Here is a 23,367-nt window from a genome sequence, read left to right as displayed (position 1 = left end):
GCTATGGGGAAAAGTTTTTTGCTGGTTACGGCATCCATTGGCTCAGGCCATGAAAAGGCCGCCAGTGCCATTGCCGACGGCATAAAAGCCCATTTCCCTGATGCGGAAATCAACACGGTTGATTTCATGCGCCGGGATACCTCCCTTATCAATGCCTTCATGAAAAGCTGTTACCTGAAGATGCTGGCCATGGTGCCGAACCTGTACGAGTTCATGTACCGGTTTACCGATGGCGAGAAAAAGGGTGGGTTCATCCAGCTTCTGATGGCCGGGGCCATGTCCCGTTCCATCAAGCGCTTGATAAAAAGGTACAGGCCTGATGTGATTATATGTACGCATCCCTTTCCGGCAGAGGCTGTGTCACATCTTGGTGATGGCTGGCGCAGCCGGTTTGTTTCTGCGGCGGTCATAACGGATTATTCGGTGCATCGCATGTGGATTTGCCCCAATATGGATTTGTATTTTGTGGGCTGCGGCTTTATGAAAAAGCAGCTGATTGCCGATGGTATACATGAGGATATTATTCATGTTACGGGCATACCCGTGGGCAGGGACTTTTATCGGAAATGGGATAAGGCAGAATGCCGGCGGGAGGCCGGGCTGTCCCCGGATGAGCCGGTGGTGCTGATGATGGGCGGAGGCCTGGGGCTGGGGCATATTTCCTCCGCGCTGGCGCAGCTGGAAAAGCTGCCTGAAAAGCTGCAGCTTTTGGTGGTTGCAGGCAGGAACCATGAGCTGAAGGTACAGGCGGAGCGGTTTGGAGCCGCTTCCCATCACAGTGTTCATGTGTATGGCTACACGGACAGGATATGCCGGTTGATGGGGGCGGCGGATGTGCTGGTGACGAAGCCGGGGGCCCTGACGCTGACGGAGGCCATGTCCATGCGTCTGCCTATGGTGCTGCACGAGCCGATACCCGGCCCGGAAACGGATAATGCCAGATACATGTCAGGCTGCGGGGCGGCCGTCTGGCTTCACGCAGGTGATAATCTGGCCTGTGTCATAAGGGAGCTGTTTGCAGAGAGGCATGCTCTGCCGGATATGGCACTGGCGGCTGACAGGCATGTGCGGCCGGAGGCGGTGCAGGAGATTACAAGGGAAATTGAGAGGCTGTTGCGTTCTTAGAGGGGTTGTATCAGAGATTTTTCCATGTTATGGAAAGAACAGGCGGAGTGAGGCAGGGTGGCAGTAAGTAAGCTGGAAAAAGGAAATGATGGGAAATTTTCCTGTCCGGAATGCGGGCAGGCGTTGGAATATCTGTCAGGCGGCCAGGTGCGGATCGTAGATGGCAAGGTTGACTATGATAATGTGAAGCCGAAGTATATTTGCCGCAAGTGCGGCAAATATTACAGGGAGCTTTTGAATACCGGGTATTATGATGTTTTTTTCCTGTTGCCGGAGGATCTGGCAGAGCTGGACAGACAGCAGGCAGAGGAGGCCAGGAAGGAAGCTGAGGAGAAGAAGCACAGGAAGAAGTTTTCCGGCAGTCCGGTGACGGCACTTCTGACCAATGCCCAGGGCGGCTATGACTGCCCGGTGTGCGGCAAGGCCATGGTGCATAGCGAGGGGGGCGCTGTGCGGATTGTGAACGGCAAGGTTGACTATGAAAACGTGAAGCCGCGGTATATCTGTTATGACTGCGGCACATTTTACAGGGAGCTGCTGCGTTCCGGGCTGTATGAGGTGTTTGAGCTTCCGGAGGAAGAAAGAACTCCGCCACCGCCTCCGGCATCAAAGCCGAAGCGCAGGATAAAGTCAACGGGGGAACTGGCTCCTATGCAGCTGAAAAGGGATGCCAACGGTCATTGTGAATGTCCGCGCTGTGGTGCGTCCATGAGGTTTTTGGAGCCGGGTGCCGTAAAAATTGTGGACGGCAGGGCGGATATGTCGGATACTGTGGCGAGATTCAAATGTGATGAGTGCGATTCGCTGTATAGAAGGATCGCCACTACCAATTATTTTCAGTGGAGCGAAAAGTAAATGGCGTTTAGTTAGGAGACGTTAAATGTGGAAAGCAATGTAAAGGGAAAGAGCGGCGGCCGGAGCTTCAACTGGTTTGCCCTGCTTCTGGCGGCTATTTTTATATATTCCGGCTGGATTCTGGCGGGACAGCAGATGACGCTGGGAGAGCTGGGCAATGACATGGAGGCGGCTCAGGACAGGCTGCAGAGCGCCAGGGCGGAGAATCAGCAGCTGAAGGACGAGAATGCCATGCTGTATGATGAGGCCTATATTGAAAAGCTGGCACGGGAAGAGCTGGGCATGACGCGCAGGGACGAGATGCCCTATATTTATGCTGACAATAAATAATTGACACTTTGCCTGTTTGAAGGGTATAATGCCATTAAGTTAAAATTTTTAAGGAGGAAATGTTTTGTCCATTGAAGTTGGAAGTATTGTAGAGGGTGTAGTGAGCGGCATTACCAATTTTGGCGCATTTATCAACCTGCCTGAGAACAAAGTGGGTCTGGTGCATATTTCAGAGGTTGCCGATGTCTATGTCAAGGACGTCAAGGATTTTCTGAAAGAGCAGGATAAGGTCAAGGTCAAGGTTTTGTCCATTGATGAAAAGGGGAAGATTGGGCTTTCAGTAAAACAGGCACAGGAAAAAAAGCAGGATGAGCAGCCGCAGCGTGAGCAGAGGGGCTTTGCACCGCGTCAGCAGCATGATGGCGGCAGCGGCTTTCAGCGCAGCGACGGTTTCCGCAGTGCAGGCGGGGATTTTCGCCGCAGCGGCGGCCAGCGTTTTGGCAGTGCAGGAACCAATGCCTCCTTTGAGGACAAGCTGTCAAGGTTCCTGAAGGACAGCGATGAGCGGCTCACGGATCTCAGCCGCAAGACTGACAGCAAGCGTGGCGGCCGGGGCGGCGGACGCAGAAGATAATTTTCGGAATTATATATATTTAGCGGGGAAGCACCTTTTGACGGGGTGCTTCTTTTTAGGTAGTTCCGGCGGCAGAGAGGGAAAAGGCCGGCAGAGGACAGCAAAGGATAAAAGTGGTACGCGATGGACATACTGAAAAGATTTGAGAGAAACTGGCAGGAAAATATAGCCCCGCCGCCGGGGACGCTGGTGCTTGCGGCCTGTTCCGGCGGCATAGATTCACTGGCGCTCCTGGATATGCTGGATGTGCTGAAGGACAGGCTGGGCATACGGGTGGCGGCTGCCCACTTTGAGCATGGCATCAGGGGGCAGGCCTCGCGGGAGGATGCGGATTTCGTGCTGGATTTCTGCAGGCAGAGGGCGATTGACTGTCACATGGATTCTGCCAATGTGCCGGAGGAAGCGGCCGGGGCGGGGGAATCACTGGAAACGGCAGCCAGGCGGCTGAGATATGATTTTCTGCGCCGGACTGCCGCGGGGCTCGCCCGGCAGGAGGGGGCCGGCCCTGTGCTGATTGCCACGGCCCATCATCGTGACGATCAGGCGGAAACCGTTCTGATGCATCTGCTCCGCGGCACCGGCGTCAGGGGGCTGGGCGGCATCAGGGCAGGGCAGGGTGATCTGATACGCCCCCTGCTCTTTGCCAGCAAGAAGGAGCTGGCGGATTACTGCGGGCTGCGTCAGCTGTGCCCACGGCATGATGCCACCAATGACGAGGCGGACTGCTTTAGAAACAAGCTGCGGCTGGAGCTGCTGCCGCTGCTGGCGGAGGAGTACAATCCGGCCATCAGTGATGCGCTGTGCCAGCTGGCACAGCTGGCACAGGCAGATGAGGATTATCTGCAGCAGTCCGTGGAGATGATCTGGCAGGAGCTGGCCGTCGGCAGGCCGCAGGGCTTTAATCTGGTGCTCAGGGACTTTGTGCGCCAGCCCCTTGCCATGCAGAGGCGGCTGGTTCAGCATGCCGCCCTTCTGGCCTCCGGCAGCCAGCTTTCCTATGTGCAGGTACAGGCCGTGCTGCAGCTGGCGAAAAAGGGCAGGACGGGGGCGGAGCTGCAGCTTTCCTTCGGCCTTTTGGCAGGAATTTCCTATGATTTTTTGTATATAATAAAAAAGACCATTCCATTTTCAGAAAATAATGGTAAAATGGATAGCGTGGGGGAGTTTGAGAAAATACCGCTGCAGGTGCCGGGAGTGACCCGCCTGCCGGATGGAAGCAGTATTACGGCAGAGCTGGCAGCTTCAACGGCGGAGCTGGACAGCCTGTGCCGGGCCGCAGGAGCTTCGGCGGGAAAAGGCATCGGCAGCCGGGTTGTTTACGGTGACTGGGACAAGTGTAATCAGCCGTTGATAGTCCGCCACAGAAAGCAGGGCGACCGCGTCAATGTAGGCAGCGGGCACAAAAAGCTCAAGGATTTCCTGATTGACAGCCGCATACCAAGACAGCAGCGTGACCGGCTATGGCTGGTGGCCTGCGGCAGCGGCGGGGATGAGCGTATTTTGTGGATTCCCGGTGTCAGGCGCTTTAACGAGGCGGCGTCAGATGAACAGACAAAAAATTTTTTTGTTTTTCGCATGAATAATGAGGGATAAAGGAGTAGACAAGATGTTAAACGATTTGGCAAGCGTTATGTTCGACGAGGCAGCACTGGCTGCCAAATGCCGTGAGCTGGGACAGGAACTGACAAGGGATTATGCAGGCAAGGATGTGCTGGTTGTGGGCATCCTGAAAGGCTCGGTAATGTTTTTTGCCGACCTGGTGCGTCAGATAAATGTGCCGCTGAATATTGATTTTATGGTGGCTTCCAGCTATGGCAGCGGTACGGAAACCAGCGGCAGGGTCAATATCAAGAAGGATCTGAGCGTGGACATCAGGGGCCGGCATGTGCTTCTGGTGGAGGATATCATTGATTCAGGCATCACCATGAGCCAGCTGATGGCGGAGCTGAAAAGGAGGGAGCCTGCCAGCATCAGGCTGTGTGCCCTTTTGAGCAAGCCGTCCCGCCGTCAGGTGGATGTGAAGATTGATTACTGCGGGTTTGAGGTGCCGGATGAGTTTTTGGTGGGCTATGGCCTGGACTATGCGGAAAGATACCGCAACATGCCGGTGATTGGTGTTTTGAAGCGGGAAATTTATTCTTGATGCTATAACGTTGTAGAATATGGTAATTAATGCTATAATTATTCTCTGTGAGGGCATCGGGGCTTTTGGAGGCCGTGAGCCTTTGCGGAAGGAGGATTGGAATTGGATAAATTCATGAAAAATGTAGCATTGTATTTGCTCATTATATTTGTTGCTATATCTGCTATCGATTATTTTTCCCAGCAACAGCAGCCGAAAACTCAGGAAATGAATTACACTGATTTTATGGCCCAGGTGGACAATGGCGAGGTGTCCAAGGTTGTACTGACTGAGAATGTAGTCAAGGGAACGCTGGCTGATGGTACGGAGTTCAAGGCTGTTATGCCGGGCTTTCCGTATCAGGAGGAAAATCTGGTAGATAAGCTGCAGGCGAAGAATGTTACAGTAAAGGCGGAGAATCCGCCGGAGCCGCCTTGGTGGTCGGCGCTTTTCTCTTCCCTGCTGCCTATACTGCTGCTGGCAGGCATGTGGTTCTTCTTCATGAACCAGACCCAGGGGGGCGGCGGCAAGGTTATGTCCTTTGGCCGCAGCCGTGCCAAGATGAGCGGCGGCGACAAGGTAAAGGTGCATTTTTCCGATGTGGCCGGTGCTGACGAGGCGAAGCAGGAGCTGCAGGAGGTTGTGGAGTTCCTGAAGCAGCCGAAGAAGTTCAACGAGCTGGGAGCAAAGATTCCGAAGGGCGTACTGCTTTTTGGCCCTCCGGGTACAGGCAAGACCCTGCTGGCAAAGGCAGTTGCCGGTGAGGCGGGCGTGCCGTTCTTCTCCATCAGCGGTTCTGACTTCGTGGAGATGTTTGTGGGCGTAGGTGCTTCCCGTGTCCGTGATTTGTTTGATCAGGCGAAGAAGCATGCCCCTTGTATCGTGTTTATCGATGAGATTGATGCCGTAGGCCGCCAGCGCGGTGCAGGTCTCGGCGGCGGCCATGATGAGCGTGAGCAGACCCTGAACCAGATGCTGGTTGAGATGGATGGCTTTGCCGCCAACGAGGGCATCATCATTATTGCGGCCACCAACAGGCCTGATATCCTTGACCCGGCGCTTTTGCGTCCGGGACGCTTTGACAGGCAGATAGTGGTGGACAAGCCTGATGTGAAGGGGCGTCTGGCCATTTTGAAGGTACATATCAAGGGCAAGCCTATTGCCAAGGATGTGGACCTTGATGTGCTGGCCCGCCGTACACCTGGCTTTACCGGTGCGGATCTCAGCAATCTGGTGAATGAGGCGGCTCTTCTGGCGGCCCGCCGCAACAAGAAGAGCATTTTCATGTCCGAGCTGGAGGACTCCATCGAGCGCGTTATTGCCGGGCCGGAGCGCAAGTCAAAGGTCATGAGCGACAAGGAAAAGCGCCTGACGGCGTACCATGAGGGCGGTCATACACTGGTGGGCATGCTGCTGCCGAATGCAGATCCTGTGCACAAGGTGACGATTATCCCTCGCGGCAGGGCAGGCGGCTATACCCTGATGCTGCCGAAGGAGGATCGCTCCTATGCCACCCGCAGCGAGCTGCTGGACAAGCTCAAGACGCTTCTGGCAGGCCGCGTGGCGGAAGAGGTCGTGCTGAAGGAAATCAGTACAGGAGCTCAGAACGATATCCAGCGGGCTACCCAGATGGCCAGAAGCATGATTATGGAATACGGCATGAGCAAGCACCTGGGGCCGATTGCCTTTGGTGAGAGCAGTGACCATCAGGTATTTTTGGGCAGGGATCTGAACAACCAGCGCAACTATTCCGAGGAAATTGCTTCCGATATTGACAGGGAGGTTTACAAGCTGATTACCTCCGCCTATGAGGAATGCCGCATCATCCTGTCAGATAATATTGACAAGCTCCACGCTATTGCCGAGGCTCTGATTGAAAAGGAGACACTGGAGGCGGATGAGCTGAAGGAGATTGTTGGCTTTGGCAATGTGACAAAGAAGGAGTCCGATGATGACAGCGATAAGGCTGATGATGAAGAGGACAATAATACTGCCACGCCTTTGCTGATGCCTCTGGAGGAGGAAGCTCCGGCAGCCGTGCAGGAAAAGGCGCGGGAGAAGGAAGCGGTACCTGTGGATGTCACCAATCCGGAGCCTAATCTGAATACGTCAATGAAGGAATAAAATTTCAAATGAGTGGAATTTAATGCCATCCTATCAAGATGGTTGTGAGATAAAAAGGCGGCATTGGTTTTATCCATGCCGCTTTTTCAGGTTAAAAGGAGAGGGGTAGAGCTTATGAGCGAGATTATTCTGGAGTACACCCGGGCAGGCCATGTGGAGAATATCCATCGTGCCGATGTGGTAGCTGTCAACTGCAAGGGGGATATTCTGAAAGAGGCCGGCAATGGCAGGCTGCCTATGTTCTGGCGCAGTGCCGCCAAGCCTTTTCAGGCATTGGCATTTGTGAAGAACGGCGGTCTGGAGAAATACGGGCTGACGGACAGGGAGCTGGCTTTTCTGGTGTCATCCCACAGCGGTGAGTCCTTCCATGTGGAACTGGTAAAGGGCATTCTCGACAAGCTGGGGCTGTCTGTGGATGTGCTGAACTGCGGGGCGGCCCGCCCGATGAGCGGCAAGGCCAACGTGGAGCTGATAAAGAAGGGAGAGCGCCCGCAGGCTGTGCATAATGCCTGCTCCGGCAAGCACTCCCAGATTCTGGCCCTGTGCCAGATGATGGGGTTGCCTGTGGAGGACTATATCAAGCCTGACCATCCGGCCCAGAAGGTGATTTTCCAGCATGTGGCCATGGCCTCCTGCATGCCGGAGGACAAGCTGGAAATCGGCATTGACGGCTGTGGCGTGCCGGTATTCTACCTGCCGCTTGACCACATGGCAAGGGCATACGCCCGCCTGGGCAGCCCTGACAAGGGCGAATGGGGCGAGTATGAGGCGGCGGCCCGCACCATCCGCGACGCCATGGCCGCCCATCCTGACGCTTTGGCAGGCACCGGCCGCATTGATACGGCCATTTCCCAGATTACCGGGGGCAGGGTGATTGCCAAGATTGGCGCGGATGCGGTGTACTGCATGGCTGTCCGTGACGAGGACATGGGCATTGCCTTCAAGGTGGAGGACGGCGACTATGGCGCTGTAAATCCTGCTGTCATGGCGGTGCTGAAATACATGGATATTCTCACGAAGGACGAGTATGAACAGCTTCTGGCAAAGTATCCGCCGGTGCTGAAAAACCATCGGGGCGACATTATCGGCACCATTGAATACAAGCTGTAAAATTTTTGAGGATGATTGTGATTACAGAGGAGGCGCGTGATGCGTTCCAAAATTCTTGAGCTCCTGCGTTCGCGGCAGGAGGGCTGTATCTCCGGCGAGGAAATAGCCAGCCGGCTGGGTGTGTCCAGGACGGCTGTCTGGAAGCATATCAAGGAGCTGAAAGCGGCGGGCTACCAGATTGAAAGCAGGGCCAGGAGCGGCTACTGCCTGCTGGGGGCCCCTGACAGGCTGCTGCCTGAGCTGATAACCCACAACCTGCAGACCAGGCTGCTGGGGCAGACCGTCATCAGCTTTGAGGACATTCCCTCCACCAATGACGAGGGCAAAAAGGTCGCGGCGGCAGGCGCTGATGAGGGGACGGTAATCGTCAGTGAAATGCAGAGTACCGGCAAGGGGCGATTGGAGCGGAGCTTTTTCTGCCCTCGTGGCGGCGTGTGGTTTTCCGTAATCCTGCGCCCTGACTTTCTTCCCCAGGAGGCTCCGAAGTGCACGCTGCTGGCGGCGGTGGCCGTGGCGAAGGCCATGCGGGAGCAGGGGCTGGAGGCAGGCATCAAATGGCCAAACGATATTTATTGCCGGGGCAGGAAGCTGACGGGGATTCTCACGGAAATGAGTGCCGAGATGGACAGGATAAATTATGTAGTCATCGGCACAGGCATCAATGTGAACATCCCTCAGAGCAGTTTTCCTGCTGACATACGGGATAAGGCCGGCTCCATGTCGGATATGCTGGGGCATGATGTGAACCGCGTGTCTTTTCTGCAGAGCGTCCTGCGGCACATGGAGGAGCTATATGTGGATGTGCTGAAGAACGGTTTTGCCGGGCTTCTTGACCAGTGGCGCCGGTATTCCATCACCCTGGGGCAGGAAATCAATGTGCTGGGAATGCAGGAAGCCTTTGCCGGTACGGCGAAGGACATTGACGATGATGGTGCCCTGCTGGTGGAAACAGATGGCGGTATAAGGCGCGTACTGGCAGGAGATGTGTCGATTCGGCCGAGGAATTAGTATATAAGGGGGACTGCATGAGGGCGGCTGTGCCCGAAAGCAGTCCTTTGCAATGAAAGCAAGATGATTTGGGGGATTTTATGCTCTTAGTAATAGATATTGGCAACAGTAATATTGTCATGGGGACGTACATTGGCAAGAAACTGCAGCACCATTGGCGCATTTCTACTGACCGCCAGAAGACCAGTGATGAGTATGGCCTGCTTTTGGAAAGCATTTTCAGGCATCATAATTTCGGCATGTCCGATATTGACGCAGTGATTATTTCTTCTGTTGTGCCGCCGCTGGTCATTCCGATGGAAAAGATGTGTGAGCGCTATTTTCATCTGAAACCGCTGGTGGTCGGCCCGGGCATCAGGACCGGTATCAAGCTGAAATATGAAAATCCGCGGGAGATTGGCGCTGACCGCATTGTGAATGTAGTAGGAGCATACGAGCAGTATGGCGGCCCGCTGATCGTCATCGATATCGGTACGGCCACTACCTTTGACGTGGTGGATACCAATGGCGATTTTCTGGGGGGCGTTATTTCCCCGGGGCTGGGAACGGCTGCCGAAGGGCTGTTTCAGCGGGCGGCCAAGCTGCCCCGCATCGAGCTGGTGACGCCGAAGAACATCATTTGCCGCAACACCATCAACGGCATGCAGGCAGGACTGATTTTTGGCTTTGCCGGTCATATTGACGCCATCGTCCACCGCATCAAGAAGGAGTATGGCAGGGAGATGGAGGTTGTCGCCACCGGCGGCTTCGCCAAGATGATTGCCAAGGAATCGACGACCATTGACAGGATAGATTACTTTCTGACCCTGACAGGACTGCGCGCCCTGTATGAGAGGAACCACTGATGCGGATAGGTAGTTTTGAGTTTGAGTATCCTGTTTTTCTGGCTCCTATGGCAGGGGTTACGGATACCCCCTACAGAATATTGGCGCGGGAAATGGGCTGTCCGCTGGTGTATTCGGAGATGGTCAGCGACAAGGGGATAAATTACCGCAACGAGCATACCCTGAATATGCTGAAAACGGAGCCGGAGGAACGTCCGATGGCCATGCAGCTTTTCGGAGCGGAGGCTGACAGCGTGGCGCGGGCGGCAGAGTACGTGGCCGGCCTCGGCTGTGCGGATATCCTCGATTTTAACATGGGCTGTCCGGCTCCCAAGGTGGTAAAGAACCATGAGGGATCCGCCATGCTGAAAAATCCGGAGAATGCCTACAGGGTGCTGAAAGCGCTGGTGGGAGCGGTGGATATGCCGGTGACGGTCAAGCTGCGCATCGGCTGGGATGAAAAGAGCATCAACATCATGGAGATGGCGCAGCTGGCCCAGGAGGCCGGGGTGGCCGCCGTTGCCATCCACGGCAGGACGAGGGAGCAGTTTTATCGCGATCAGGCTGACTGGAAAATCATCGGCCGGGTGCGTGAGAGCCTGCGCATTCCGGTGATAGCCAACGGCGATGTGCGCAGTGTGCAGGATTTGGCAAAAATCCGTCAGGTGACAGGCTGTGAGGCTGTCATGGTGGGCAGGGCGGCTCAGGGCAATCCATGGATATTCCGCCAGCTTACCGAGTACCTGAAAACAGGTGCTGTACTGCCGGGGCCGACCATAGAGGAGCGGAAGGAAGTCATCATCCGCCATCTGGACATGCTGCTGAAATTCAAGGGGGACTATATCGGCCCCCGTGAGATGCGCAAGCATGCCACCTGGTACACACGGGGCATCAAGGGCAGTGCGGAGCTGAGGTGCCTTTTTAATCAGGCTGTGTGCCGGGATGATTTTCTGCGCGTGCTGGAAAAGATGAAATAAGCAAAAATGAAATAAGTGTGCATTGATGTAGAGATACAGATGATAGAGGTAAATTGATATGTCTGAGGAAAAAAAGGAAAACAAGGAAAAGAAGGAAGTGGCTGTCTGGAACAGCTACAGTGAGGCGGAGAAGGAAGCCCTTGCCGGCCTGAACGAAAGCTACAAGGAATTTCTCAGCAGCTGCAAGACGGAGCGGGAAAGCACCGAGGAGATTGTCCGTCAGGCAAAGGAAAAGGGGTACCGCGATCTGCAGGAGATTATTGAGGGGGGCGAAAGCCTGAAACCAGGGGACAAGGTGTATGCCGTCTGCATGAAGAAGGCAGTTGCCATGTTCAATATCGGCACCATGTCGCTGGAAAAGGGCATGGCCATTCTGGGGGCCCATATCGATACCTGCCGCCTTGACCTGAAGCAGAAACCCCTCTATGAGGATGGCGGCATGGCTTATTTTGATACCCATTATTACGGCGGCATCAAGAAATACCAGTGGGTGACACTGCCTCTGGCCCTGCATGGGGTGGTGGCAAAGAAGGACGGCAGCGTGGTGAAGGTGATTATCGGTGAAAAGGAGGACGACCCTGTCTTCTGCGTGACCGATCTGCTCATCCACCTTTCCCAGAAGCAGATGGAAAAGAAGGCCACCGTGGTGGTGGAAGGCGAGGATCTGGATGTGCTCATCGGCAGCCATCCGCTGGAAGGCAAGGAAAAGGATGCCGTCAAGGCCGGTATTCTGGAGCTTTTAAAGGCACAGTACGGCATTGAGGAGGATGATTTCGTTTCTGCGGAGCTGACCATGGTTCCTGCCGGCAGGGCGAGGGATCTGGGCATTGACCGCAGCATGGTGCTGGCCTACGGGCATGATGACCGGGTATGCGCCTATACCTCCTTGGCGGCCATGCTGGAGGTGGACAAGGTGGAGCGTACCTCCTGCTGCCTGCTGGTGGACAAGGAGGAAATCGGCAGCGTGGGCGCCAGCGGCATGCAGTCCCGGTTCTTTGAGAATGCGGTGGCGGAAATCCTTCATGCCCTGGGGGGCTACAGCGGCCTTTCTACCCGCCGCTGCCTGGCCAATTCCTATATGCTGTCCTCGGATGTCAGCTCCGCCTTTGACAGCCTCTATGCCAGCGCCTATGACAAGAAGAACTGCGCCTATCTGGGCAAGGGCATGGTGCTGATGAAATTCACCGGCTCACGGGGCAAGTCCGGCTCCAATGATGCCAGCGCGGAATACCTGGGCAGGCTCCGGGGAGTGCTGGACAAGCACAATGTTAAATTCCAGACTGCGGAGCTGGGCAGGGTTGACCTGGGCGGCGGCGGCACTATCGCCTACATCATGTCCCTCTACGGCATGAATGTCATTGACAGCGGCGTGGCGGTGCTGAGCATGCATGCGCCGTGGGAGGCTGTCAGCAAGGTGGATGTGTATGAGGCTTACAAGGGCTACAAGGCCTTCCTGCAGGAAATCTGATTTTAGGGAAGCGTTTTTCAAAGAAGTGTTTTTATGACGGAATTTTTGATACGGAAATTTGTTAAGGATTTTGATAATGTAAACAATTCCGATGTGCGGAAGGAATACGGCCTTTTGAGCGGCGGCGTGGGCATCTGCGTGAACCTGCTGCTCTGCATCATGAAGCTGGCGGCAGGCTTTGCCAGCGGCTCCGTGGGCATCATCGGCGACGGCATCAACAATCTTTCGGATGCAGGAAGCTCCGTCGTGACCATGCTGGGGCTGAAAATGTCAGCCAAGCCTGCGGACGAGGAGCATCCCTATGGCCACGGGCGCATCGAGTATATCGCGGCCCTGATTATTGCCGGGATAATCCTGCTGGTGGGCTTTGAGCTGCTGAAAACCTCCGTGGGCAAGCTGCTGGAGCCGGAGCCGGTGGAGGTTTCGGTTCTGGCTCTGGCAGTCATGGCAGCTTCGGTGGTATTCAAGGTCTGGCTGGGGATTTTTAACAGGCAGCTGGGCAAAAAGACCGATTCCCCTGCCTTCAATGCGGTGGCGCTGGACAGCATGAGCGATTGCGTGGCCACCTCCGTGGTTATCGCCTGCCTTTTGATTTATGAGGCTACCGGCTTCAATCTGGACGGTGCCGCAGGCATTGTGGTGGGCAGCTTCATCATGTACAGCGGCTGGGGGGCGGCCAGTGAAACACTGCAGCCTATTCTGGGCAAGCCGGCGGATCCGGAGATTCTGGGCAGGATTATGGAGATTGCCATCAGGGACAGGCGCGTGCTGGGCGTGCATGATGTTATGGCGCACAGCTACGGGCCGGGCAACGTCTTTGCTTCCGTGCATATCGAGGTAATCTCCACCATGACCCTGATGGAAGCCCATGCCGTTGCCAGCCGTCTGGAGCACGCCATCGACAAGGAGCTGGATATTCAGGCCATAGTGCATGTGGACCCGAAGCTGGTGGGCAATCCTGAGTTTGATGCCCTTGTCAAAAAGCTGTCAGAGGTGCTGAAAGGGATAGATGACAGCCTTAGTATGCACGATGTGCATATCTTCCACGGCAACCGCCTGGTATTTGATGTGGAGGTTCCCTACAGCTACCCTGCGGGGGATGCGGAACTGGAGAAGATGATCGTGTCCGCCATGGAAGCCTGTGAGCCTGATTACAGGGTGGCAGTCAAGCTGGACAGGATGTGAGGGGACAAAAAAAGACTGTCCGCAACTTGTGCAGGACAGTCATACAGGGGAATATGGATTAGCTGCCGCCGCTGTTTGGCTGCTGCCAGATAGCTGGCCAGCGCGGCGGCAGCGGGAGAGCTGTTATTTTACGTCTGCCTTCCAGAGACCGTGCAGATTGCAGTAAGCAAAGATGCTTTCAATGTGCTCACCCTGATTGAGGGTGAAGGTAGCCTCCGGCGAATTGGCAGGGCTGAGAATTTTCCGCTGGATGCCGTGATTGGTCTTGAGAGCAATCCAGCCGATGAAGTGTTCCGGCACCATAGGATGTTCAACAGAACCCACCGTTACCTTTACAATGCTGCCGATGAGATTGTAGACAGGTACGTGCTTTTCCAACGAGGCGTCTACGGAGCCTGGCACGAGCTGCTTCATTTTTTGTTCGCAGCAGGTAAGCGGTGCGCCTGAGTCATGAATCATTTCCACAATGTTTCCACATTGTTCACAATAACAAAATTTCGGTGTCATAGAATATCACTCCTTCTCATATATGCGTATTAATATTTTCATGCTCTAAGTATACTGGCTCAGGCTGAAAAATATCTGTGCCATGCTGAAAATAATCTGTATATAAGAGAATTTTTAAAATTGACAGAATAAAAACGGCAGTACCTTGAAGGTGCTGCCGTTTGTTTTCTATCTGGCTGTTTATGCGTAGATATTGGCCGTTGCTTTGTCGGCAAAGGCTTTCAGCTCACGGAGAGAGCAGCGGGCAGGCGTATTTTCATAGGCCTGCAGGCGTTTTTGGATAAACTGCGTGTCAATGTTGCCGGTACAGAAAAAATCATCCTCAAGAATACGCTGGTGCAGCGGAATGGTGGTCTTTACCCCTTCCACATGGAACTCCTTGAGGGCGCGCTTCATTATCTTGATGGCATCGCCGCGGGTGCGCCCTATGGCTATGACCTTGGCAATCAGGGAGTCGTAGTACGGCTCAATGGAAAGGTCGGCCGTAAAGCCGCTGTCAAAGCGTATGCCAGGCCCGCCCGGCTCGTGCCATTTGGTGATTTTGCCCGGAGAAGGCATGAAGTTGTTTTCCGGGTCCTCGGCATTGATGCGGCATTCGATGGCGTGGCCGTGGGTGCGGATATTCTTCTGAGCTATTTCCAGCGGTTCACCGGCAGCTATTCTTATCTGGGTGCGCACCAGGTCAATATTGGTTACGGCCTCCGTAATGCCGTGCTCCACCTGTACCCGCGGATTGATTTCCATGAAGTAGAACTGATTATTTGATAAGTCCAGCAGGAATTCCACGGTGCCGATGTTGGTATAGTGGACGCTTTTGGCGGCCTTTACCGCTAAAAGCCCCACCTCCTGCCGCATGGCATCCGTCAGGGCGATGGAAGGGGATTCCTCCAGCAGCTTCTGGTTGCGCCGCTGAATGGAGCATTCGCGCTCGCCCAGATGAATGATGGAGCCGTAATTGTCAGCAACAATCTGCACCTCGATATGGCGGGAGCGCTCTATATAATGCTCAAAATAAAATTTTACCTTTTCAATGTCGACGATTTGCAGTATTTCCTTCAATTCGGCAGCATTGTGGGCGACAAACATGCTTTTTCCGCCGCCGCCGGACACCGGCTTCAGGATAACCGGGTAGCCGACCTCCCTGGCTGCCTCCAGTGCCATCTCATGGCTGGTAAGGGGCTCACTGCCTTTGGCCATAGGAATGCCGGATGGCTCCATGGCCGCCCGCGCCACATCCTTGTCACCTACCTGACGGATGGTGACTGCAAGGGGGCCAATCCATGCAAGCCCTGCCTTTGCCACCATTTCGGCAAAATCGGCATTTTCCGAAAGAAAGCCATAACCAGGGTGTATGGCATCGGCGCCTGTTTCTATGGCAGCGTTTATGATGGCCTTCATATTCAGGTAGCTTTCACTGGCATCGGAGGCTCCGATATGGCACGCCAAATCCGCCAGCTGCACATGCATGGCGTTGGCATCAGCATCAGAGTAGACTGCGACAGTTTCTATATCCATTTCCTGACAGGCACGGATGATGCGCACGGCTATTTCACCGCGGTTGGCGATGAGAATTCTCTTGAACATAAAACACTCCCCCTAAGATTTTCTATCATCCTAACGATAACTTAAAGTGATCTTGAAAAGGATTATACGCCTATAGATAAATAAAATCAATATGTCCATAAAAATAATCTATATAATTTACGAATTATAACTATAAGATATGATTAATAATATTTATAGTTTGCAAAAGTTACACAGATAGAAATCACTAATATCAAGGTGTTACGGAGAATTATATGTTTTAAGATATATTCGCTATAATTTTTATTTATACTTGCTTAGCAAGCTGCTGTATACCTGTTGAGAATGAAGCGCTGGAAGATGGCTGCAGAAGGGGACAGGGGAGTAGTGGTATTCCAAGCTATGCCGATGGAGCGTTGACACACGGGGAAGGAAATAGGCAGGAAAGTGATATCAGATGAAAGCAGGGCGGGGATTTTTGGCAGCAGGGCGATACCAAGTCCTGCTTTTACCAGTCCGGCTACTGAGAAGATATCGGCTCCTTCAAAAACGATGTCAGGTGATATGCCTGCCAGCTCAAAAAACTGATCGGAAAGTAGCCGCAGTGTAAATGTGGATTCCAGCACGATGAAAGGCTCCGAGGCTGTTTCCTGGAGATTTATCTGACTTTTGGCAGAGAAGGGATGATTTTTTGGCACGGTCAGATAGAGTTCTTCGGAGCAAAGATATATCCAGCCGACATGTTCTGCTGAAATCATGGCAGAGCATAGGCAGAGATCTACCTTGCCTTCCAGCAGGCTTTGCCCAAGGCTGGCCGGGGTATCTTGTTTGAGCGAAATGGAAATATGTGGATATTGTTCACGAAAGGCGCACAGCAGCTGTGGTACGAAATAGCTGCCAAGGGACTGGATGAAGGAAAGACGGATACTGCCTTTTTCCGGGGAATTGGCAGAAATAAGGCTTCGCCCAAGCTCCAGCTGGCGCAGTCCTTTTTCAACATAGGTCAGAAATTTCCTGCCTTCGGCGGTAAGTTCCAGTTGTTTCTCGCTGCGGTCAAAGAGCTGTACGCCCAATTCTGTTTCAAGCTTGGCGATGGAACGGCTGAGAGCGGGCTGGGAAACGGCAATTGCCCTTGAGGCATTTGTAAAATGTTTGATGCGGGCAAGTGTACAAAAATATTCAAGCTGATGCAGTTCCATGTATAAATCTCCTTTGCAAAAAATGGTGGTTATTTTTTTAGAACAGTACAGGGCTGTTTCAGTAGAAGATTATACGCAGGCATAGCTAAAAAAACAATGGAATTTTATGCAACATTTTTATGGTTTGTCATGCATAAATGTAATAATAATCACAAGCATGAGTAGTGCAGTCCGAAGATTTCCTGCTGTGGAAGGCGATGAGGCGGATTGATTTATGCACATCATGTATGATGATACATGACTTTTGCATATTGGACAAATTGTAGCTACGGGATTATTTTCTTATGCGAAAGGAGAGCGTTAGCTATGCGTTATAATGACATTGGTTTTGTAAGTGAATTATCCAAGGAAATGAATATTTCGGAGAGTGATGTGGAGGATATTCTCGTGCGTCAGGGTATAACAGGCCTGTATCGTAGGAGAGAAGTGACATGTCATGACAGGGCAGATAATATGTCGGGCATGTCCGTCAATGGGCAGGAGCATGTTTTGGATGGCGTTGACAGCAGTGAGGAACACCACAGGGCGTTGACGGGAGAAAAGCTATGGACAGCAGGCTATATTCTTGATATTATAGTCAATTTTCTGGTATATGTTGTCCATTATCAGCTGATGCTTTGGTCTACCAGTTATTCTATCAGCACGTGGCATGTATCCCTTAGCATGGCAGGACTGGCATCTGGAATTTTTGTTGTGGGTTCCCTGGTGATGCGCCTTCCGGCAGGCAGATATATAGATTTGGTAGGGCGACGCAGGATGTTTTTGTGCGGTACAGCGGTGTATTTTTTGCTGATGCTGATGTATGGATTTTGTTCGGGGGTTGCATCCTTTATGCTGGTGCGTTTTTTGCAGGGGATGGCCTTTGGCGCAACATCTACGGCTGCCAGCATTATTGCGGCTTCCCTGATTCCTTTAAAACGGATGGGCAGCGGCATCGGATATTATACGCTTGGTGTAACGATGGCATCGGCTGTTGGGCCGTTTGTGGCATTGGGCTTTATCAATGCAGGCAACTTTGACGCCAGCCTTATGGTTTGTACCGCTATGACGATAGTTATTTTTGTATTATCCTTGTTGGTAAAGGTGCCGGAAAGGGCTTTGACGAAAAAGGAACTGGCAGATTTTCAGGGATTTTCACTATGCGACTTTATTGCCAAAAAGTCAGTGGCTATTTCATTGATAGCCTTGGTAGGTGGTGTCTGCTATTCAACTGTCCTCAGCTATTTGGGGGAATATGCATCCGCTAATGGTATGGCTGATTTTGGTGGCAGATTTTTCTTTTTGTGCTTTGCGGCGGCATCCATTCTTAGCCGCCCGCTGATTGGCTGGCTCCTGGATAACAGAGGCGGCAATGTAGTGATTTATCCGGCTATGATGATGCTGATAATTTCCATGCTGACTGTAGCCTTTGCTGTCAACGACTACGTGCTGCTGGCAGGTGGTGTCTTTCTTGGAATAGGTTATGGAAGTATTACAGCTGCATGTCATGCCCTGGCCCTGCATTGCTCCTTATCCCGTAAGGTAGGGGTGGCTACCTCGACTTATTTTATGCTACTGGATATGGGAACGGGGGTTGGTCCATACTGTCTGGGCAGCGTAGTTCCTCTTCTCGGCTTTTCGGCCTTGTACATATTTGCCGCACTTATTGCTGTGCTGGGATTTTGCGGTTATTTTTTCTCAATGGGGAGGTTTGAGCGGTTTTCCATTGAGCGATTGAACAGGGAACGGGCCATCAAGAAACGGGCGGCCATGCACGCGGCGCATGTCTGAAGGTGTATACAAAATATTTTCAAAGCGGGGTTGACACATTTTCCATTCGGTGCTAAGATAAGGCCATAAGTTGAATTTGTTGAACCTATAGAACTGAATATAGATTGGAACAGGTGCCTATATGCCTTGTGCATAGGCCTAACAAGAGAAGCCGGTTGAAGGCCGGCGCGGTCCCGCCACTGTAGCAGGGAGCGAAGCCACATTTATGTCACTGGAGCAATCTGGGAAGGCGTGGTTGAGCGATGATCTGAAGCCAGGAGAACTGCCTGTTTAGCAATCACCGTTAGACCTGCGAGTGATGGGAAGGGGATTTTTTTACAACTATGTGCATTAATCCTGGCTTTTGGTCAGGATTTTTTTGTGGCATGTTGGCGTTTATTTGTTGTACAATTTTTTGCGCAACAGATGCTGTTTGTGTGCCATAATGCAGTGCAGGAGCCTTTCCTCATTGGCAGTGATGACTTTGACGAAAGGTTTTTCTTTGCGGTTTCAGCGCTGCAAAGAAAGCATTGCTCATACATTTCATTCATGGTTGCGGGTGCAGTGGACTGTACCCTGGCGACAGGGCCTCGGAGCAAGTTTCCGGGGCCTATTTATTTTATAGTTCCATAAATATTGTAAATCACAAGATAAATGACGCATAGGGTTATAGCTATAGGTTATAACGCGATGATAGTGATAAAGAAAATATATCATTTGTTATTGTTGTTAACAAGTGCTAATTAGGTGCTTGACAATTGTTTGGCATGCTGATATTAATATATAAGCCGACAGCTTTTGGGGATTGCCTGCCGGCTGGATGTGTATAATGTGATTATAGGAGGAGTAGGATTTAATGGACACAGCAATAATTTTTGTTGCCCTGATCGGACTGATGGTAATGGCGTACCGGGGGGCATCTATTATTCTGATTGCACCAGTGTTTGCGGTGGTTGCCGCGCTGGGCAGCGAGCATGCCTCACTGCCTGTTTTCAGCGAGCTGTACATGACGAAGGCGGCTGAATATCTGAAAAATTACTATCCGATTTTCCTGTTTGGTGCAGTTTTTGCCCGCCTGATGGAAAAAGGCGGCATGGCCGCTTCCGTTGCAGGCAAAATTATTGAGCTGCTGGGTGAAAAGAGGGCTGTGCTGGCAGTGCTTCTGGGCTGTGGCGCCCTGACCTATGGCGGACTCAGCGTGTTCGTTGTTGCGTTTGTAATGTATCCTTTTGGTGCGGTGGTATTCAAGAAGGCGGATATTCCGAAGCGCCTTCTGCCAGCGGCGCTGTGGATGGGTATTTTTTCCTTTGCCATGGTGGCTATGCCGGGTACGCCGCAGATTCAGAATATTATTCCTTCTTCTTATTTTGGTACTTCCACCTGGTCCGGCATGGGCATCGGCATATTTGCCAGCTTGATATTCCTGCTTATGGGCTGGGGCTGGATTTCCTTCCGCGCCAAGCGCCTGAAGGCTGCCGGTGAGGGCTACGGCCGCCACATTGAGTTCAGCCAGCGCAGGCACAAGATTCCGAATCCGGACTGGAAGGTTTCCGTTATTCCGCTGATTATGGTTATCGGCTTGAACGTTTTCCTGTCCAATCCTTTCAATTGGGACTGGGCCTTCCATTGGGACCAGAGTTCCCTTGAGTCGCTGGTTCCGCTGAAAATCAGCCTGCTGGCTCATTCCGTCGCCAAGATTTCGGCTGGCTGGTCCATTACCATTTCGTTGATTTTGAGCAGTATTGTGGCAGCTATTATCGCCCGCAGGCATCTGCGCATCACCGATGGCATGATGACCACCATCAACGGTTCGGCGATTTCTTCCTGCAGTGCTGTTCTGAATGTGGCCTCCGGCTATGCCTTTGGTTGCGTTGTAGTCAGCCTGGGCGGCTTTGTGGTCATCAAGGATTTGCTTTTGAATCTTGATTTTGGCGGCGGCCCGCTGTTTTCCGCAGTGCTGACCACCAATGTTATGTGCGGCTTTACCGGTTCGGCTTCCGGCGGCCTGACCATTGCCCTTTCCATGCTGGGTGACCAGTGGGCGGCTATGGCGGCACAGGCCGGTATTCCTTTGGAGGTTCTGCATCGCATCGTGGCTATTTCCTCTATCGGCATTGACCCTGTGCCTCACTGCGGCGCGCTGGTGACCATGCTGGCGATTTGCGGCCTGAGCCACAAGGATTCCTACGGCGATATTGCCGTTCTTATGGGCATGAAGTTCCTGGTGCCGTTCCTGTGTGTAATCTTCTATATGGTGACGGGAATCGTTTAATTGAATCATAAAATTATGGTGGCATAGGCGGACTGTGCCACCATTTTAACTTTACGGGATGTTTTGCAGGGATGCTAATCATCTTTGCGTGATTGACATAAGCCGCGGAGTGTGATAAAGTATAAAAGCATAGTTTTGATATATGTTATTAACACATTCAATTGAAAGAAGGTTTTGGTATGTCTGAAAAAAATGAAAGGACTTCTGTGGCGGCAACCGCCAGGGAGGCCATGGCCAGGAATGATGCTGCGGCGCAGAAAAAGCAGCTGTTTCTCTGGTTTGGCGCCCTGATAGCAGGCGGTGTACTGGGCTGGCTGCATATTGAAGCACTGAACGGGCTGTTTAATTTCATTGCGACGGTATTTACAAGGCTGTTTCAGTTCATTGCCGTGCCGACTATTGCGCTGGCAGTAATCACGACACTGGCTGATTTGGGCAGCAAGAAGGAAACCGGCAGGATTTTTGTGCATGCTGTTACCTATACGCTGCTGACTACCTTTTCAGCAGCTCTGGTGGGGCTGATTATGTACAATCTGATTGCTCCGGGCAACCTGCCGGCCGACATTGTCGGGGCCGGAGCCGCCGATGTGCCGCAGAAGCTGGAAAAGCTGTCTTATTATGAGCATTTTCTCTCCGTTATTCCGAACAACATGCTGCAGCCGTTTTTGGCGGGCAATGTGCTTTCCGTATTGCTGATTGCGGCCTTTGCCGGGCTGGGGCTTGCCTTTATGCCGGAGACGGAGAATCGCACGGTGCTTCTTAAGGGGATCAAGGGACTGCAGGAGCTTCTGTTCACCATGATTCGCGGCATTCTCTACGTGTTGCCGCTGGGCATTCTGGCCTTTGCGGCCCAGCTTTCTGCCCAGATTGAGGCGGGAGTGATTGTGGGTTCTTTGGGCAAGTATGTGGCTGTGGTGCTGGGAGGCAATGCCATCCAGTTCTTCATCGTGCTGCCGCTGTTCCTGCTGGCGCGGGGACTGAATCCTCTCCATGTCTTCCGCAAGATGCTGCCGGCTATTGCCGTGGCACTGTTCACCAAGAGCTCTGCCGGTACGCTGCCTGTCACACTGGCCTCGGCTGAAAGCAATTTGAAGGTGAATCCGAAGGTTTCCCGCTTCGTCCTGCCAATCTGCACCACTATCAACATGAATGGCTGTGCGGCGTTTATTCTGGTGACCTCGCTGTTTGTGATGCAGAATGCAGGCATCGAGCTGACCATGGGGACGATGATTACCTGGCTGTTCGTCGCTGTGCTGGCGGCGGTAGGCAATGCAGGCGTGCCGATGGGATGCTATTTCCTTACCCTGTCCCTCATGTCCTCCCTGGGAGTGCCGCTGGGGATTATGGGTATTATCCTGCCTATCTATACGATAATAGATATGATAGAAACTGCTGAAAATGTCTGGTCGGATTCTACTGTGTGCGCTATGACGGATAACGACCTGAGAGGGCAAATTTAAGATTTGGTTAAGGCATGCTTTGGATAGGAGGCCCTGCAGGGCTTCCTATTTTGCTTTGGGGCGGTGCTGAATTTTTTTGCAGTTATTCCATATAAAGGTATTTTATGGCAAGGGCTTTTCAAGTATAATTATCAGGGAGGCAGGGCCGCAGGCTTTGCAGGAGAGAGAAATGGCTGATGCCGGGTGATTGGTGCAGGTGATAGCAGATGATAAAGGTTGAGGGACTGACGAAGGAATTCATCAGGAAGGGCAGGGATGGCAGGACTGTCGGGAAGCTGGCGGTGGACGGGCTGTCCTTTGAGATAAAAAAAGGGGAGATTTTCGGCCTGCTGGGGCCTAATGGCGCCGGCAAGACCACCACCATCAGGATGCTGACCATGCAGACGGAGAAATCCGCCGGCAGGATTTTTTATGATGGCATGCCGCTGGAGGGAAATGAAAAGGCCATCAAGGAAATGATTGGCATCGTGCCCCAGCATATAAATTTCGATAATGATCTGAGTGTTGGCCACAACATGGAGCTGCACGGCAGGCTGCATCACATGGAGGGGGCGGACAGGAAGCGGCGGATTGCGGAGCTTTTGCGGTATATCGAGCTGGAAGATACGGTGAACATGCCGCCCAGACAGCTGTCCGGCGGCATGAAAAGGCGGCTGCTGATTGCCCGTGCCCTGATACACAGGCCGAAAATCCTCTTTATGGATGAGCCGACGGTAGCTCTGGATCCGCAGGTCAGAAGGCGCATCTGGGATTTAATCCGGGAGATGGCTGCCAACGGCGTAACGGTACTGCTGACCACCCATTACATAGAGGAAGCGGAAAATCTCTGCGGCAGGGTGGCCATCATCAACAAGGGCAGGCTGGTGGACATAGATACCCCGGCATCCTTCTGCCAGAGGATGGGCAGGATTGCCGTGGAATGGAATGGCACGGCAGTTAACGGCACGGAAACCG

Annotated in this window: 20 protein-coding genes and 1 riboswitch; of the genes, 17 read left to right on the top strand and 3 right to left on the bottom strand. The window is 52.9% G+C overall.

The window, feature by feature from the left end:
• The first annotated feature begins 3 nt into the window (after window positions 1-3).
• The 13 genes from ACI3UA_RS08495 (at window position 4) to ACI3UA_RS08435 (ending at window position 13,702) form a co-directional block, all read left to right on the top strand.
• Window positions 4-1,125, top strand: a complete 1,122-nt coding sequence (locus ACI3UA_RS08495; protein ID WP_439724385.1) for an MGDG synthase family glycosyltransferase — start codon at window positions 4-6, stop codon at window positions 1,123-1,125.
• Between the two features lie 57 nt (window positions 1,126-1,182).
• On the top strand, window positions 1,183-1,980 hold the full coding sequence (locus ACI3UA_RS08490) for a hypothetical protein (protein WP_439724384.1): 798 nt from the start codon (window positions 1,183-1,185) through the stop codon (window positions 1,978-1,980).
• 27 nt (window positions 1,981-2,007) lie between these two features.
• Window positions 2,008-2,310 (top strand): FtsB family cell division protein, encoded by a 303-nt coding sequence (locus ACI3UA_RS08485; RefSeq protein WP_439724383.1) that lies wholly within the window; start codon window positions 2,008-2,010, stop codon window positions 2,308-2,310.
• Window positions 2,311-2,374: 64 nt separating this feature from the next.
• Window positions 2,375-2,884, top strand: coding sequence for a S1 domain-containing RNA-binding protein (locus ACI3UA_RS08480; protein WP_439724382.1), 510 nt, complete (start codon window positions 2,375-2,377; stop codon window positions 2,882-2,884).
• Between the two features lie 123 nt (window positions 2,885-3,007).
• Window positions 3,008-4,477, top strand: a complete 1,470-nt coding sequence (tilS, locus tag ACI3UA_RS08475) for a tRNA lysidine(34) synthetase TilS (protein ID WP_439724381.1) — start codon at window positions 3,008-3,010, stop codon at window positions 4,475-4,477.
• A gap of 13 nt (window positions 4,478-4,490) precedes the next feature.
• Window positions 4,491-5,027: a hypoxanthine phosphoribosyltransferase gene (gene hpt, locus ACI3UA_RS08470; RefSeq protein ID WP_439724380.1), complete on the top strand. Its 537-nt coding sequence runs from the start codon at window positions 4,491-4,493 to the stop codon at window positions 5,025-5,027.
• Window positions 5,028-5,129: 102 nt separating this feature from the next.
• The gene (ftsH, locus tag ACI3UA_RS08465) at window positions 5,130-7,130 is read left to right on the top strand and encodes an ATP-dependent zinc metalloprotease FtsH (RefSeq protein WP_439724379.1); all 2,001 of its coding nucleotides are present in this window, start codon (window positions 5,130-5,132) and stop codon (window positions 7,128-7,130) included.
• 114 nt (window positions 7,131-7,244) lie between these two features.
• Complete coding sequence (locus tag ACI3UA_RS08460) at window positions 7,245-8,240, top strand: asparaginase (protein ID WP_439724378.1); 996 nt, start codon at window positions 7,245-7,247, stop codon at window positions 8,238-8,240.
• A gap of 39 nt (window positions 8,241-8,279) precedes the next feature.
• Window positions 8,280-9,248: a biotin--[acetyl-CoA-carboxylase] ligase gene (locus ACI3UA_RS08455; protein ID WP_439724377.1), complete on the top strand. Its 969-nt coding sequence runs from the start codon at window positions 8,280-8,282 to the stop codon at window positions 9,246-9,248.
• A gap of 80 nt (window positions 9,249-9,328) precedes the next feature.
• Window positions 9,329-10,093 (top strand): type III pantothenate kinase, encoded by a 765-nt coding sequence (locus ACI3UA_RS08450; protein WP_439724376.1) that lies wholly within the window; start codon window positions 9,329-9,331, stop codon window positions 10,091-10,093.
• On the top strand, window positions 10,093-11,049 hold the full coding sequence (gene dusB, locus ACI3UA_RS08445; protein WP_439724375.1) for a tRNA dihydrouridine synthase DusB: 957 nt from the start codon (window positions 10,093-10,095) through the stop codon (window positions 11,047-11,049). The genes ACI3UA_RS08450 and dusB overlap by 1 nt, the downstream gene beginning before the upstream one ends.
• A gap of 58 nt (window positions 11,050-11,107) precedes the next feature.
• Window positions 11,108-12,517, top strand: a complete 1,410-nt coding sequence (locus ACI3UA_RS08440; RefSeq protein WP_439724374.1) for an aminopeptidase — start codon at window positions 11,108-11,110, stop codon at window positions 12,515-12,517.
• Window positions 12,518-12,550: 33 nt separating this feature from the next.
• Window positions 12,551-13,702: a cation diffusion facilitator family transporter gene (locus ACI3UA_RS08435; protein WP_439724373.1), complete on the top strand. Its 1,152-nt coding sequence runs from the start codon at window positions 12,551-12,553 to the stop codon at window positions 13,700-13,702.
• A 123-nt stretch (window positions 13,703-13,825) separates the two neighbouring features.
• Here ACI3UA_RS08435 and ACI3UA_RS08430 read toward each other — a convergent pair whose 3' ends face one another.
• The 3 genes from ACI3UA_RS08430 to ACI3UA_RS08420 form a co-directional block, all read right to left on the bottom strand.
• Complete coding sequence (locus ACI3UA_RS08430; RefSeq protein WP_439724372.1) at window positions 13,826-14,209, bottom strand: desulfoferrodoxin family protein; 384 nt, start codon at window positions 14,207-14,209, stop codon at window positions 13,826-13,828.
• A gap of 180 nt (window positions 14,210-14,389) precedes the next feature.
• A complete protein-coding gene (locus ACI3UA_RS08425; protein ID WP_439724371.1) occupies window positions 14,390-15,793 on the bottom strand; it encodes an acetyl-CoA carboxylase biotin carboxylase subunit in 1,404 nt (467 codons plus the stop codon).
• A gap of 257 nt (window positions 15,794-16,050) precedes the next feature.
• On the bottom strand, window positions 16,051-16,932 hold the full coding sequence (locus ACI3UA_RS08420; protein WP_439724370.1) for a LysR family transcriptional regulator: 882 nt from the start codon (window positions 16,930-16,932) through the stop codon (window positions 16,051-16,053).
• 306 nt (window positions 16,933-17,238) lie between these two features.
• Between ACI3UA_RS08420 and ACI3UA_RS08415 the strand changes: the two genes are divergently transcribed.
• The 4 genes from ACI3UA_RS08415 to ACI3UA_RS08400 all read left to right on the top strand — a co-directional run.
• Complete coding sequence (locus tag ACI3UA_RS08415) at window positions 17,239-18,702, top strand: MFS transporter (protein WP_439724369.1); 1,464 nt, start codon at window positions 17,239-17,241, stop codon at window positions 18,700-18,702.
• Between the two features lie 94 nt (window positions 18,703-18,796).
• A riboswitch (cobalamin riboswitch) is annotated at window positions 18,797-18,986 on the top strand.
• A gap of 551 nt (window positions 18,987-19,537) precedes the next feature.
• Complete coding sequence (locus ACI3UA_RS08410) at window positions 19,538-20,953, top strand: GntP family permease (protein WP_439724368.1); 1,416 nt, start codon at window positions 19,538-19,540, stop codon at window positions 20,951-20,953.
• Window positions 20,954-21,183: 230 nt separating this feature from the next.
• Entirely contained in the window at window positions 21,184-22,413 is a 1,230-nt protein-coding gene (locus ACI3UA_RS08405; RefSeq protein WP_439724400.1) for a dicarboxylate/amino acid:cation symporter, read from the top strand.
• Between the two features lie 206 nt (window positions 22,414-22,619).
• Window positions 22,620-23,367 (top strand): ABC transporter ATP-binding protein (locus tag ACI3UA_RS08400; protein WP_439724367.1); only part of this gene is annotated, 748 nt, incomplete at its 3' end.

The organism is Anaerovibrio sp. (assembly GCF_051866355.1).
Classification (GTDB): Bacteria; Bacillota; Negativicutes; order Selenomonadales; family Selenomonadaceae; genus Anaerovibrio.
This window is presented reverse-complemented; position numbering and strand designations above follow the sequence as displayed.